11 protein-coding genes are annotated in these 13,075 nt (G+C 70.1%); 10 read left to right on the top strand and 1 reads right to left on the bottom strand.

The genetic code is table 11. The features are described 5' to 3' along the window. The first annotated feature begins 7 nt into the window (after positions 1–7). Positions 8–1,582: a phytoene desaturase family protein gene (locus NPA30_RS07815; RefSeq protein ID WP_256802026.1), complete on the top strand. Its 1,575-nt coding sequence runs from the start codon at positions 8–10 to the stop codon at positions 1,580–1,582. A gap of 61 nt (positions 1,583–1,643) precedes the next feature. Here NPA30_RS07815 and NPA30_RS07810 read toward each other — a convergent pair whose 3' ends face one another. Beyond that, on the bottom strand, positions 1,644–2,735 hold the full coding sequence (locus NPA30_RS07810) for an LLM class flavin-dependent oxidoreductase (RefSeq protein ID WP_256802025.1): 1,092 nt from the start codon (positions 2,733–2,735) through the stop codon (positions 1,644–1,646). 91 nt (positions 2,736–2,826) lie between these two features. Here NPA30_RS07810 and NPA30_RS07805 point away from each other — a divergent pair, with 91 nt between their 5' ends. The 9 genes from NPA30_RS07805 to NPA30_RS07765 all read left to right on the top strand — a co-directional run bounded on the left by NPA30_RS07805 (position 2,827) and on the right by NPA30_RS07765 (position 12,894). Next, positions 2,827–3,645, top strand: a complete 819-nt coding sequence (locus NPA30_RS07805; RefSeq protein ID WP_306228806.1) for an HpcH/HpaI aldolase family protein — start codon at positions 2,827–2,829, stop codon at positions 3,643–3,645. 48 nt (positions 3,646–3,693) lie between these two features. After that, the gene (locus tag NPA30_RS07800; protein WP_256802024.1) at positions 3,694–4,623 is read left to right on the top strand and encodes an NADP-dependent oxidoreductase; all 930 of its coding nucleotides are present in this window, start codon (positions 3,694–3,696) and stop codon (positions 4,621–4,623) included. Positions 4,624–4,841: 218 nt separating this feature from the next. Further along, a complete protein-coding gene (locus NPA30_RS07795; protein ID WP_256802022.1) occupies positions 4,842–5,777 on the top strand; it encodes a dihydrodipicolinate synthase family protein in 936 nt (311 codons plus the stop codon). Between the two features lie 150 nt (positions 5,778–5,927). Continuing rightward, positions 5,928–6,512, top strand: a complete 585-nt coding sequence (locus NPA30_RS07790) for an ANTAR domain-containing response regulator (RefSeq protein WP_256802021.1) — start codon at positions 5,928–5,930, stop codon at positions 6,510–6,512. Beyond that, positions 6,509–7,645 (top strand): CmpA/NrtA family ABC transporter substrate-binding protein, encoded by a 1,137-nt coding sequence (locus NPA30_RS07785; protein WP_256802019.1) that lies wholly within the window; start codon positions 6,509–6,511, stop codon positions 7,643–7,645. The genes NPA30_RS07790 and NPA30_RS07785 overlap by 4 nt, the downstream gene beginning before the upstream one ends. Positions 7,646–8,033: 388 nt before the next feature. Next, positions 8,034–8,885: a formate/nitrite transporter family protein gene (locus NPA30_RS07780; RefSeq protein ID WP_256802018.1), complete on the top strand. Its 852-nt coding sequence runs from the start codon at positions 8,034–8,036 to the stop codon at positions 8,883–8,885. A 97-nt stretch (positions 8,886–8,982) separates the two neighbouring features. Continuing rightward, a complete protein-coding gene (gene cynS / locus NPA30_RS07775) occupies positions 8,983–9,426 on the top strand; it encodes a cyanase (protein ID WP_256802015.1) in 444 nt (147 codons plus the stop codon). A gap of 79 nt (positions 9,427–9,505) precedes the next feature. After that, positions 9,506–11,263 carry a NirA family protein gene (locus NPA30_RS07770; RefSeq protein WP_256802010.1) on the top strand — a complete coding sequence of 586 codons (1,758 nt, stop codon included), beginning with the start codon at positions 9,506–9,508 and terminating at the stop codon, positions 11,261–11,263. Beyond that, a complete protein-coding gene (locus NPA30_RS07765; protein ID WP_256802008.1) occupies positions 11,260–12,894 on the top strand; it encodes a sulfite reductase subunit alpha in 1,635 nt (544 codons plus the stop codon). The genes NPA30_RS07770 and NPA30_RS07765 overlap by 4 nt, the downstream gene beginning before the upstream one ends. Positions 12,895–13,075 lie beyond the last annotated feature (181 nt).

Below are 13,075 nucleotides of genomic sequence, written 5' to 3'. Positions count from 1 at the left end.
GCGTCGCATGACCGCAGACTATGTCGTCGTCGGATCGGGCATCAACGGGCTGACCTGCGCGGCACTCCTGGCACGCAAAGGCCGGACGGTCGTCGTTCTGGAGCGCGAGGCGGTCGCCGGTGGCTGCATGCGCACCGAGGAGATCACGGCGCCGGGCTACCGGCACGACGTCATGGCCGCGACCTTCGTCCTGTTCGTCACGTCTCCGGCCTTCGCCGAACTCGGGGCCGATCTCGCCCGGCATGGGCTCGACTTCGCCAACACGGCCCATCCGACCGCCGTCCTCATGCCGGACGGGCAGAGCCTCGTCCTGACGACCGACAGGGCCGCCAACATCGCCCGGCTGGACGAACTCTCCCCGGGCGACGGTGCGCGCTACCGCGAGGAGATGGCGATGGTCGAGCGCGACGCGCCGCTGCTGTTCGGCCTTCTGGGAGGAACGCTGTGGAGCCTGCCGACGGCCAGGCTCCTCTTTGGCGAGGCGCGCCGTCGCGGGGTTCGGGGGCTCGCCGCGCGGCTCGGCGAAGCCCTCAGGCCGGGCCGCGCCTGGCTGGAGCAGAGCTTCCGGTCGGAGCTGGCGCGCGCGCTGCTCGCGCCCTGGGTGCTGCATGCCGGCCTCGGACCGGAAGGCGCCTTTTCCGGCGAGATGGCGCGGATCATCGCCTTCGCGCTGGAGGCCGCCGGTGCTCCTGTCGTCAAGGGCGGCGCGTCGAAGGCGGTCACGGCCTTCGAGGGCCTGATCGCCGAGCATGGCGGATCGATCCGCACGGGCGCCGACGTCGCGGAGATTATGGTCTCCGGGGAACGCGCGACCGGCGTCCGGCTCGCCGACGGAACGGTGGTCGAGGCGCGGCGTGGCGTCATCTGCTCGGTCACGCCGACGCAGCTCTACGGCCGCCTCCTGCCGGCAAAACTCGTCGATGCGCCGACCCGCGAGCGCGCCGCCGCCTATCGCTACGGCAAGGGCGACATGCAGATCCATTACGCGCTGACGCGCCCGCCCCGCTGGCGGTCCGCCGGCCTCGACACGGTCGCGCTGATCCACCTGACGCCGGGCCTCGACGGGGTCTCGAAGGCGGTCAACGAATGCGAACGCGGGATGCTGTCCGAGGTGCCGACGATCTGCGTCGGCCAGCCGCAGGCGCTCGATCCGACGCGCTGCCCGGACGGCGCCGGCATCCTGTGGTTGCAGCTTCCCGAAACGCCGCGGCAGGTGAAGGGCGATGCCGGCGGCACGATCGACGTCCCGCCGGACGGGCGCTGGACCGATGCGCTGCGGGAGGCCTATGCGGACCGCGTGGAGGCGATCCTCGCCGCGCACATCGAGGGCTTTGCCGAGACGGTCGTCGCGCGCAAGGCATACGCACCCTCCGATCTGGAGGCGATGAACGTCAATCTCGTCGGCGGTGACCCGTATGGGGGCGCGGCGACGATCGACCAGTTCTTCCTCTGGCGGCCCTTCTCGACCTCGAAGAACCACGCGACGGGGATCGCCGGCCTCCACCAGATCGGCGCCTCGACGCATCCGGGCCCCGGCCTCGGCGGCGGCTCCGGATACGCCGTGGGGACGATGCTCCGGTAGCGGGCGCGGAGCCCAGGCGAGCCGGCCCGTGGGCCGCTCGGCGGCTCTCGCCCCGCCTCGATCAGGCGCGCAGGCCGGCCTGCTCCAGGAGCGGCAGCACGCGATCGCAGAAGAAGGGCAGCTCGTAGGTGTAGTTGACGAAGGACAGCGCGATCCCGGCATAGCCGAGTTCGCTGATCCGGATCATGTCCGCCGCGATCTTTTCCGGCGTCCCGACGAGCGGATACGAGCCGGCGCCGCCGGCAAAGCGCTGGCGGTAGCGGTCGTAGGCATCGGCATCGTGCGAGGAGGAGAATTCCTTCTTGCCGGCCATGTGGGTTTCGACCGCGGCGTGATCGGCCTCGTTCAGCGCATAGCGCCTGTAATAGGCCTCCGCCTCCTCCTGGGTTTCACGGCAGACGACGTGGCACACGGTGTAGAGCCCGACCTCACGCTCGGCCCTCGCGGCCCGCTCCGCGATGTCGGCGACATGCCGCTCCGCGCCTTCGAGTTCGGAGAAGGTGGTGAAGATGTATTCGCAGTGTTTTGCCGCGAAGTCCCGGCCGGGCCCGCCGAAGGCCGCGTTCATCGTCACCGGGCGCGGTGACTGGAGGCTCGCCGGGCGGCTGATCGCCTGCTTCAGCTGATAATAGGTGCCGTCATAGTCGAACGGCTGGTCCGAGGCATAGGCCTTCTCGACGATCTCCAGCCATTCGGCGGCCTGGTCGTAGCCCTTCTCGCCGAGCTTGATTCCGAACATGGCAAATTCGGACGGATTCCAGCCGCAGACGATGTTGAGGCCGGCGCGGCCCTTCGAGATGTGATCGACGGTCGCGAGCGCCTTGGCCGCATAGAGCGGATGCATGACCGGGACGTGGACCGTCATGAAGAGGCCGATCCGTTCGGTCGAGGCGGCGAGCGCCGCCGCCCAGGTGAAGGTCTCGAACGACCATTCGCGGGCATGCGTCTGACCGCCGAACCCCTTCCAGCGGGCGATTGGCAGGATGAACTCCAGGCCGGCGCGGTCGGCGATCTGGGCGGCCGTCACGTTGTCGTCCCAGCGCGCCTTCCAGCGCTCCTCCACCGTGGTGATGGCGAGGCCGCCGTCGGCATTGGTCGAGAAGATCCCGAGCTTCAGCCGATTGGCGCCATTCAGCGGGTGTCGCTTGATCATCGTCGCACTCCGATGGAAGGCCGCGCCGCAGGCCGGCTCACGCCCCGAAGCCATTAGTTTAAGTATGAAGTAGCTTGCCGAGAAGCCGGCAATGCACGAAAGTCCCCGGCGATCTCCACGCGAGCAGAAGGACGGGCCGATGGCGCAGGCGACATTGCGGGAGCGGGGCCGCTCGGGCGCGCCCCTTCTCGGCATCTTCGCGGCGATCCCGCATCCGGCTGCGGCGGAGGTGACCGCGCGCTCCGGCTTCGACTTCGTCTGCATCGACTGGGAGCACGCCCAGATCGACCGGAGCGAGGTGGAGAACCTCGTCCGGGCCGTGGAGGCGGGCGGGGCCGCCGCGATGGTTCGCGTTCCCGGAAACGATGCCGAGGCGATCGCCGCCGCGCTGGATTCCGGTGCGCAGGGGGTTCTGGTTCCGCGCGTCTCCAGCGCCGCGGAGGCCGAAGCGGCGGTGCGCGCGACGCGCTATCCGCCCGATGGCGAGCGCGGCGCGGGTCCCGGCCGGGCATCCGGCTACGGCTACGACATCGCCGCCTATGTCGCGGGGGCGAACGCGCGGATCCTCCTCGCCGTTCAGGTCGAAACGGTCCGTGCCGTCGAGAACATCGACGCCATCGCCGCGGTCGCGGGCGTCGATCTCGTCTTCATCGGACCCGGCGACCTCGCGGTGTCGATGGGCGCCTTCGGCCCGGAGGGATCAGGGCGGCTCGACGCGGCGATCCGGTCGGTCATCGCCGCCTGCGCGTCCGCCGGCAAGGCCGTCGGGCTCTTCCGACCGTCCGCCGACGACGTCCCCGCATGGCGCGCAGCGGGCGTCAGCCTGTTCATCGTGGCGTCGGACTCGATGCTGCTGGCGGGATCGGCCGTCGCGCTGGCCAAGGCCGTCGCGCCGCCGGCGTCCGACTGACCCGGGCGCGCCGTCCCGCCCGTTCTCGATAGACTTCGGAGACCCGCCATGAAGGCGATCGAATATCAGCGCTATGGCGGGCCGGAGGTGCTCGCGCTCGTCGAGCGTCCGGCGCGGCCGCTCGAGCCCGGCGAACTGCGCGTCCGGCTGAGCCATGCCAGCGTCACACCGCTCGACTGCAAGCTTCGGGCCGGAGCCCTGAAAGCGCATTTCGCGGTCGACTTTCCCAAGATCCCGGGCCGCGACGGTGCCGGCGTGGTCAGCGAGGTCGCGCCGGACGTCACGGGCTTTGCCGTCGGCGACCGCGTCTGCGTCCTGGCCGGCCACGGCACGCAGGGCAGCTACGCCGAGGAGCGGATCTCGCGCGCGGCCGACCTCGTCGCGATCCCGGACGGCCTCCCGGCGGCCGCGGCAGCGAGCTTGGTAAACGCCGGACTCAGCGCCTTCATCTCCGTCTTCGACACGGCGCGTATCCAGCCCGGCATGAAGGTGCTCGTCCACGCCGGCTCGGGCGCCGTGGGCGGCCTGATCGTCCAGCTCTGTCGCGGGCTCGGCGCCGAGGTGACCGCGACCTGCCGGGCGACGAACCGCGACCATGTCCTTTCGCTCGGGGCAAAGCGGGCGATCGCCTATGACGCGGAGGACTTCGGGACGCTGCGCGACCAGGACGTCGTTTTCGATCTCGTCGGCGGCGCCACGCACGAGCGGTCCTATCCGGTGCTGAAGCGGGGCGGCCAGCTCGTCTGGCTCGTCGCCGCGCCGATCGTCGACAGGGGCGAGGCCCACGGCGTCCGCGTCAGCCGCGCCATGATCGCCGATGCCCCTGCGCCGGTCGCGGCCATCCTCGCCATGGCGGCGAAGGGCGAGATCGCGCCGCAGGTGGCAGGTGTCCTGCCGCTTGCCGAGGCCGCGCGAGCGCATCGGATGATGGAGGCGGGCGCGGTGACGCGCGGACGGCTGCTCCTCGCGACGGACTGAGCGGCGAGGGATGCGGCGAGCGGCGGCGCTGCGACGCGTGCGGACATGTCCCCGCGATCGCGCCTTTGCGGATCACCTCGCCTGGGAGGAGACGGAGCCGGTTCCGTGCCGCCCCGAAACGCACTAAAGCGGGCGCGAGCGGACCCGGACGTCGCGTCCGTCCGGCCTGGCGCGCGGTTCGACGCGTGCCGCCGACCATTGCTCGAGAGAGGATGACCATGCCCAGCCACCGCATCGCCCGCGACACGCGCGGCGTCTTCATCATCGCTGCAACGCCCTTTACCGCCGAGGGTGCCGTCGACCTCGAGAGTGCCGACCGGCTCGTCGACTTCTATCTGGAGAGCGGCGTCGACGGGATGACCATTCTCGGGATCCTCGGCGAGGCGAACAAGCTGACCGCAGAGGAGGCGCGGAGCTTTGCCACCCGCGTGATGCGCCGGGTCGACGGGCGGATCCCGGTCGTCGTCGGCGCCTCCGGCGCCGGGCTCGACATGCTCCGCGACTTCTCGCACTTCGCGATGGACGAAGGCGCGGCCGGCGTGATGATCGCCCCGACGCCTGGGCCAGCGGTCGAAGACCGGGTGCGCGGCTATTTCCACCAGGTCTGCGAGGCCCTCGGCCCGGACGTGCCGGTGTGCTTCCAGGACTTTCCGCAGACCACCGGCGTGCCGGTCTCGGTCGGGACGATCCTGACGCTGACGCGCGACTGCCCGCAGATCGTCATGCTGAAGCACGAGGACTGCCCCGGCCTCGCCAAGATCTCGGCGGTGCGCGCCGGCTCGGGCACGGCGGAGACGCCGCGCCTGTCGATCCTGTGCGGCAATGGCGGCCTCTATCTGCCGCAGGAGCTTGCCCGCGGCGCCGACGGGGCGATGACCGGCTTTGCCTATCCGGAGATGCTGGTCCAGGTCGTCGCGGCGCATCATGCGGGCGAGGCCGACCGGGCGGAGGACATCTTCGACGCCTATCTGCCGATCCTGCGCTACGAGCAGCAGCCGGGCTACGGTCTCGCGGTGCGCAAGGCTGTCCTGCATCACCGGGGTGCGATCGCCAATCCGCGCACCCGCGCGCCAGGCCCGAAGCTCTCGGCGACCGACCATGCGGAGCTGATGCGCCTGATTGCGCGAACCGAGGCGCGCGTCGCGGCGCTCTGAGGGTCGAAAGACCTCGACGAGGCGAGCTCACGGGCCGCTCCAATCCGTCGCCGTCGCCGTCGCCGTCGCCGTCTGCGGCTGCATAATCTCTTTGCATGTGCAATGTTGCGGCAGGCGGGCCGCGGCGCCCGCACGGGCCGGCGGATTGCGATGCTGTCGATACTGGTGGTGGACGAGAAGCGGGCGCGGGCCGCGATAATCGAGGACGGCCTGCGCGAGGCCGGCCATACGCAGGTGACGCTGGTCACCGAGATGAAGGGACTGGTGCGCGAGATCGAACGGCTCGCGCCGGACGTGATCGTGATCAATCTCGAGAATCCGAACCGCGACCGCCTCGAACACTTCTTCCAGGTCTCGCGCTCGGTGCAGCGGCCGGTGGCGATGTTCGTCGACCGGTCGGATACGGCCTCGATCGAGGCTGCGATCGAGGCCGGGGTTTCGGCCTATGTCGTCGACGGGCTGAAGAAGGAGCGCATCAAGCCGATCCTCGACATGGCGATCTCCCGCTTCAACGCCTTCCGCCGCCTGCAGCAGGAGCTGGAGCAGGCGCGGGGCGAGCTCGAGGAGCGACGACTGGTGGACCGGGCCAAGGCCATCCTGATGAAGCGCCGGGGCCTCGACGAGCCCTCGGCCTACGCTCTCCTGCGCCGCACCGCGATGAACGAGAACCGGCGCATCGCCGAGGTGGCGCGCAGCCTCGTCACCGCCCAGTCGCTGCTCGGGGACGACGCATGAGCATGACCCTCGTCCGCGCGGGCTACATCCCGCTTCTTGACTGCGCGGCGCTGGTCGTGGCCGCCGAGCGCGGCTTTGCCGAGGCGGAGGGGCTCGCCCTCAAGCTGACGCGCGAGACGTCGTGGGCGAACATCCGCGACCGGACCGCGATCGGCCATTTCGACGTCGCGCACATGCTGGGGCCGATGGCGATCGCCGCGAGCCTCGGCCTCGGGCCGCTTTCGACCCCGATAATCGCGCCCGTGGCGCTCGGGCGGGGCGGCAACACCGTCACGGTGCAGATGGCCCTGTTCCACGAGATGCGGGCGGCGGGTTTCGCCGAGGGGCCGGCGGCGGCCGGCGCGGCCCTCGCGCGCGTCGTCGCGGCGCGCAGGGCGTCCGGCCGGCCGCCCCTGCGGTTCGGCGTCGTCCACCCGCACTCCTCGCACAATTACGATCTCCGCTACTGGCTCGCCGCCTGCGGCATCGATCCGGTGCAGGACATTGCGACGACGGTCGTGCCGCCGCCGTTCATGGCGGACGCGCTGATGGCCGACCACATCGACGGCTTCTGTGTCGGCGAGCCCTGGGGCACGGTCGCGGTCGCCGCAGGCGCCGGCCGCATCGTCACGACCAAGGCCGAGATCTGGCCGCGCAGTCCCGAAAAGGTGCTGGGCGTCTCCGAGGCCTTCGCCCGCGAGCACCCGGATGCCGCTGCCGGCCTCGTGCGGGCGATCGTGGCGGCGGCGGCCTGGTGCGACGATTCCGCCAACCACGGCGATCTCGTCGCGCTCCTGAGCCGGGCGGACTGTCTCGGCGTCGACGCCGCCCTGCTGCGGCCCGCCCTCGAGGGAGAGCTGATGCTCGGCGGCGGCGAGACGCGGCGGGTCGAGGAGTTCATCCTCTATGCCCGGCACGACGCCAACCGGCCGGAGTCCGCCCACGCGCTCTGGCTGTTCCAGCAGATGGTCCGCTGGGGCGACGCCGAAGACCGCGCCGAGAATCGCCGGCGAGCCGTCGCGACCTACCGGCCGGATCTCTTCAATGCGGCCCTGTCCCATTCGCCCTTCGCGCCGACGCTCGGCGGATCCGATCTGCGGATCCCGGCGGGGAGCGATCCCGCCGAAGGCCCGTTCGACCGGACCAAACGCTAAGCCGTGCTGACTGCTGGCAAAACACGCGCGCGAACGGTGCGACTTGCACATTATTTGCGCTTGCTTAACGCTTCGTCATCCGCTTAGCTGCACTGCAAGATCGCTGATCGGCGACGCGCGATGCGGCTCGAGACCGCACCGCTTGCCACCTCGCAGAGCTGTGGGGTGCCGCGTCCGGCCCGGCAATGATGCCACGGTGATCCCCAGACCAGACCTGTCGAACAGACCGGGCGACGATGGCCGTCGCGCAGAGACGTGGCGTGTCGCCAGCCGTCGACCCGCACCGCGCTGCCCGGCGCACATCCGAACGACGACACCGCTCCGAACTCTCGCCGGCGCCTCCGCGCGACCGGTCCCGCTTGACCTGAGACCAGCAAGGAAGACGCCGATGGCCTATATCGCGCCGACAGAATTCGTCACCAAGATGGTGGACGCCGGTGAGGCGAAGATCTTCATGTCCACCCGCGACACGGTGATCCGCGCTTTCATGGCGGGGGCCGTCCTCGCGCTGGCCGCCGCCTTCGCGGTGACCATCAACGTGCAGACCGGCCAGCCGCTCGCCGGCGCGGTGCTCTTCCCGGTCGGCTTCTGCCTTCTCTACCTGATGGGCTTCGACCTCCTGACCGGCGTCTTCACCCTGGCGCCTCTCGCCCTCATCGACAAGCGGCCGGGCGTCACGCTGAACGGCCTCCTGCGCAACTGGGGCCTCGTCTTCCTCGGCAACTTCGCCGGCGCGCTGACGGTGGCGGTGATGATGGCGATTGTCTTCACCTTCGGCTTCACCACCGAGCCGAATGCAGTCGGACAGGCCATCGGCCACATCGGCGAGGGCCGCACCGTCGGTTACGCCGCGCACGGCGCCGGCGGCATGCTGACGCTCTTCATCCGCGGCGTCCTGTGCAACTGGATGGTCTCGACCGGCGTCGTCGCCGCGATGATGTCGACCCATCTGTCGGGCAAGGTGATCGCGATGTGGATGCCGATCATGCTGTTCTTCTACATGGGCTTCGAGCATTCCATCGTGAACATGTTCCTGTTCCCGTCCGGCCTGATGCTCGGCGGCAACTTCTCCATCATGGACTACTTCATCTGGAACGAGATCCCGACGGTGATCGGCAATCTCGTCGGCGGCCTCTCCTTCGTCGGCCTGACGCTCTACTCGACCCATGTGCGCACCGCCCCGAGCCGCCGCGTCGAGCCGCGCCCCATGGCCGGTGCGATCGGCGTGCCGGCCGAGTAGGGCCCGCACACCCCCGTCCGCGCGACACGCGGCGGCGTCGGCAGGCGCCGCCGTCCGGCCGAGCCGGCAGAACCGTCAGTCGAGGAGTATTCGAGCGATGATGACCAAGCAGGACGTGACCGAGATGGTCTACGAGAGGAAGCGCGCGTCCGGCATGACCTGGCACGCCATCGCCGAGGCGATCGGCATGAGCGAGGTGTTCACCACCTCCGCCTGCCTCGGCATGAACTCGCTGCCGAAGGACAAGGCCGAGGCGCTCGTCACCACGCTCGGCCTGCCGCAGGAGGCGGCGATCGTCCTGTCGGAGTATCCGACCAAGATCTTCGACCAGACGATCCCGACCGACCCTTGCGTCTACCGCTTCTACGAGATCATGGGCGTCTACGGAAAGACGATCAAGGAACTGATCCAGGAGAAGTGCGGCGACGGCATCATGAGCGCCATCGACTTCGAGATGGACGTCGAGCGCGTGCCGCACGAGAAGGGCGACCGGATCGAGGTGCGGATGAGCGGCAAGTACCTCGGCTACAAGGCCTGGTGATCGCCGACCCTCGCCGGCCGGACGGGGATCGGCCCCTCCGGCATGACGCCTTCTCCTATTTTACAGACGAAGCAGCCGCATGAGCGAAGACTTCTCCTCCGAACAGCGCCGCTGGCTCGAGGGATTTGCCTCGGGCGCCGCCGCCGTGCGTGCGCTTCCGGCGCCCGGAGGCACCGCCGAAGGTGAGCCAGCCGGACCCGACGCGGCGATGCTGAAGGCGCAGAACGCGCAGGTCGCCCGCGGCGGCAAGCTCGTCGATCCCGAGAAGTGGAAGCGCGACGAGCATCCGCTCGACGCCTATGCCCGGCTCAAGGCCGAGGCGCTCGCCGGCACCAAGCCAAAGCCGGCCGACAATTTCCGCTGGCGCTATCACGGCCTCTTCCACGTCGCACCGGCGCAGGACAGCTACATGTGCCGGCTGCGCATCGCCAACGGCATCCTCAGCCACTGGCAGCTCGCCGGCATCGCCGACCTCGCCGAGCGGCTGGCCGGCGGCTATGCGCACGTCACCACCCGCGCCAACCTGCAGCTGCGCGAGATCGTGCCGCAGAACGGCCCGGCGCTCGTCGAGGGGCTGATCGACCTCGGTATCGTCGCGAAGGGGTCGGGCGCCGACAACATCCGCAACGTGACCGGCTCGGCGACCGCCGGCATCGACCCTGTGGAGCTGCACGACACGCGCGCCGATGCGCGGGCCTGGCACCACCACGTGCTCAACAGCCGCGAGATGTACGACCTGCCGCGCAAGTTCAACGTCGCCTTCGATGGCGGCGGCCTGATCCCGACGCTGGAGGACACCAACGACATCGGCTTCCAGGCGATCGCGGTCGGCGACGGCGCGAGCGTGTCCTCCGGCGTTCAGTATCGCCTGACGCTCGGCGGCATCACCGGCCACAAGGATTTCGCCCGCGACACGGGGGTCGTGCTTCCCACGGCGGATGCCGTCAGGGTCGCTGACGCGATCGTGCAGGTCTTCGTCGAGCAGGGTGACCGCACCAACCGCAACAAGGCGCGGTTGAAATACGTCCTGGACGACTGGGGGTTCGAGCGGTTCGTCGCGGCCGTGGAGGAGAAGCTCGGGGCTCCGCTCGCCCGGCTCGACGCATCCCATGCGGCGCCGCGCGCGGCGGTCGACCGCCAGGCCCATATCGGCGTCCACCGGCAGAAGCAGCCGGGACTGAACTGGATCGGCGTCGCGCTGACGACCGGCCGGATGTCGGCCGACCAGATGCGCGCGGTCGCGGCGATCGCGGCCGCGTGCGGCGACGGCGACGTGCGGCTCACGGTCTGGCAGAACCTGATCCTGTCCGGCATTCCCGATGCCAAGGTCGGGGAGGCGCAGGATCGCCTTGTCGCCTGCGGGCTGGACTGGAAGACGACGGCCGTGCGCGCGGGCCTCATCGCCTGCACCGGCAATCGCGGCTGCAAGTTCGCCAATTCGGACACCAAGGGACATGCCGCGGCCATCGCCGACCATCTCGACGCGCGCGGGCTCGACCTCGACCAGCCGATCAACATCCATCTCACCGGCTGCCCGAATTCCTGTGCCCAGCACTACATCGGCGACATCGGCCTCGTCGGCACCAAGGTGACGGTGAGCGAGGACGGCGACCAGGTCGAAGGCTATCATCTGCATGTCGGCGGTGGCTTCGGTACGGACGCCGCGATCGCGACGCTGCTCTATCCCGACCTCAAGGCCGAGGACCTGCCGGAAACGGTGGAGCGGCTGCTGCGCGCCTATCTCGTCAACCGGGCCGAGCCCACCGAAAGCTTTGCCGGCTTCTCGCGGCGGGTGGATCCCGAAGCGTTCAAGGCTGCCGCGGAGGCGTTCCGGTGACCGTCCAGGCGCCCATCGTCCCGCGCGTCGCCATTCCGGAGACCGCGCCGTTCTCCCTCGCCCAGCGGGAATGGCTGTCCGGCTTCTTCACCGCCGCGCTCGCGCCGCTCGCCCCCGCGGGGCCGGCCGAGGGTCTGGCGCTGCCGGGCCTGCCCGCCGGATCAACCGGGCCGGTTCTCGCCGACAACGACGCGGCGCCCTGGCACGACCCGTCGATGCCGGCGGACGAGCGCATGGCGCTTGCCAAGGACGCGCCGCCGGCGCCGCGCCTGATGGCGGCGATGGCGCAGCAGGACTGCGGCCAGTGCGGCTACAACTGCGCCGACTATGCGAACGCGCTCTTTCTGAAAAAGGAGGATCGCCTCAATCTCTGCGTGCCCGGCGGCAAGGAGACCCTGCGGCTGGTCAAGCAGCTCGTGACCGAGCTGCCGGGCGACGCCTCCGCCGGTGCCGGCCGGTCTCCAGCGATCGAGATCGACGCGCCGCCGGCCGAGCCCGGCGCCAAGCCGCTCCACGCGCTCGGCGAGTCGCGCGAGAGCCCGGCGGGGGTGACCTTCCTCTCGCGCCGCCGCCTGAATGGCGGGGACTCCGAAAAGGAGACGTTCCACGTCGAGTTCGACATCGCCGGCGCCGGCCTCTCCTACCGCGTCGGGGACTCCTTCGGTCTGTTTCCGAAGAACGACCTCGGCCATGTCGACCAGATCATTGCCATGCTCGGCGCCGCCCATACCGTCCCGGTGCGCAGCCGCACGCTGCGCGAGGTGCTGGTCGACGAGGTCTCGCTCGGCCTTGCGCCCGATTCCCTCTTCGAGCTCTATTCCTACATCCTTGGCGGCACGGCACGCGACAAGGCGAAAGCCCTGGCGCGCGGCGAAGATCCGGACGGCGACGCGGCGACGCTCGACGTCTTCGCCGTGGTGCAGAAGTTCGCGCAGGCCCGCCCGCACCCGGAGGCCTTCGTCGACGTGCTCGAGCCGCTGCAGCCGCGGCTCTACTCGATCTCCTCCTCGCCGGCGGCGACGCCCGGACGGCTGTCGCTGACGGTGGACGCGGTGCGCTACCTCGTCGGCCGCCGCAAGCGGCTCGGCGTCGCCTCCACCTTCATCGGCCACCGCGCCCGCGAGGGCGACGTGCTGAAGGCCTACGTCCAGAAGGCGCACAACTTCGCTCTGCCGGCCGATCCGAAGACGCCGGTCGTCATGGTCGGCCCCGGCACCGGCGTCGCGCCGTTCCGCGCCTTCCTGCACGAGCGGCAGGCGACCGGGGCTCCCGGTCCCAACTGGCTGTTCTACGGCCATCGGCAGGAGGCCTGCGACTTCTTCTACCGCGACGAGCTGGAGGCGATGCGCGCCAGCGGCCATCTCACGCGGCTCGCGCTCGCCTGGTCGCGGGACGGGGCGCAGAAGGTCTACGTGCAGGACCGCATCCGCGAAGCCGGACCGGACCTGTGGCAGTGGCTTGCCGGTGGCGCGCACTTCTATGTCTGCGGCGATGCCAAGCGCATGGCCAAGGACGTCGAGGCGGCGGTGGTCGAGGTCGTCGCCCAACACGGCGCCCGCACGACCGACGAGGCGGTGATGTTCGTGCAGGGTCTCAAGAAGGCCGGCCGATATCAGGCGGATGTTTATTGACGGGGACGCCCATCGTCCTCGAAGCGAAGGATGGGTCAGGGCGCTCGATGCGGCGATGCAGGACGGTCGCCGTTCCTCTCCCGAACCGGGAGAGGGTGGATGCGAGCGATCAGCGAGCAGCCAGGTGAGGGCATCGCTCTCCCGCAGGTCGCATTTGCTGAATCACCGTCCCCTCATCGCC

Origin of the sequence: Mangrovibrevibacter kandeliae (assembly GCF_024519155.1) — a bacterium.
GTDB lineage: Bacteria > Pseudomonadota > Alphaproteobacteria > Rhizobiales > Rhizobiaceae > Mangrovibrevibacter > Mangrovibrevibacter kandeliae.
The sequence above is the reverse complement of the archived record's forward strand: the minus strand, read 5'-3'. Positions and strand labels throughout refer to the sequence as shown.

Excerpts from the sequence above, each read along its gene's own strand:
- NPA30_RS07785 (WP_256802019.1), top strand. The coding sequence starts at position 6,509 with ATGAGCATGACCCTCGTCCGCGCGGGCTACATCCCGCTTCTTGACTGC.
- cynS (WP_256802015.1), top strand. The coding sequence starts at position 8,983 with ATGATGACCAAGCAGGACGTGACCGAGATGGTCTACGAGAGGAAGCGC.
- NPA30_RS07790 (WP_256802021.1), top strand. The coding sequence starts at position 5,928 with ATGCTGTCGATACTGGTGGTGGACGAGAAGCGGGCGCGGGCCGCGATA.
- NPA30_RS07795 (WP_256802022.1), top strand. The coding sequence starts at position 4,842 with ATGCCCAGCCACCGCATCGCCCGCGACACGCGCGGCGTCTTCATCATC.
- NPA30_RS07805 (WP_306228806.1), top strand. The coding sequence starts at position 2,827 with ATGCACGAAAGTCCCCGGCGATCTCCACGCGAGCAGAAGGACGGGCCG.
- NPA30_RS07780 (WP_256802018.1), top strand. The coding sequence starts at position 8,034 with ATGGCCTATATCGCGCCGACAGAATTCGTCACCAAGATGGTGGACGCC.
- NPA30_RS07815 (WP_256802026.1), top strand. The coding sequence starts at position 8 with ATGACCGCAGACTATGTCGTCGTCGGATCGGGCATCAACGGGCTGACC.
- NPA30_RS07770 (WP_256802010.1), top strand. The coding sequence starts at position 9,506 with ATGAGCGAAGACTTCTCCTCCGAACAGCGCCGCTGGCTCGAGGGATTT.
- NPA30_RS07800 (WP_256802024.1), top strand. The coding sequence starts at position 3,694 with ATGAAGGCGATCGAATATCAGCGCTATGGCGGGCCGGAGGTGCTCGCG.
- NPA30_RS07810 (WP_256802025.1), bottom strand. The coding sequence starts at position 2,735 with ATGATCAAGCGACACCCGCTGAATGGCGCCAATCGGCTGAAGCTCGGG.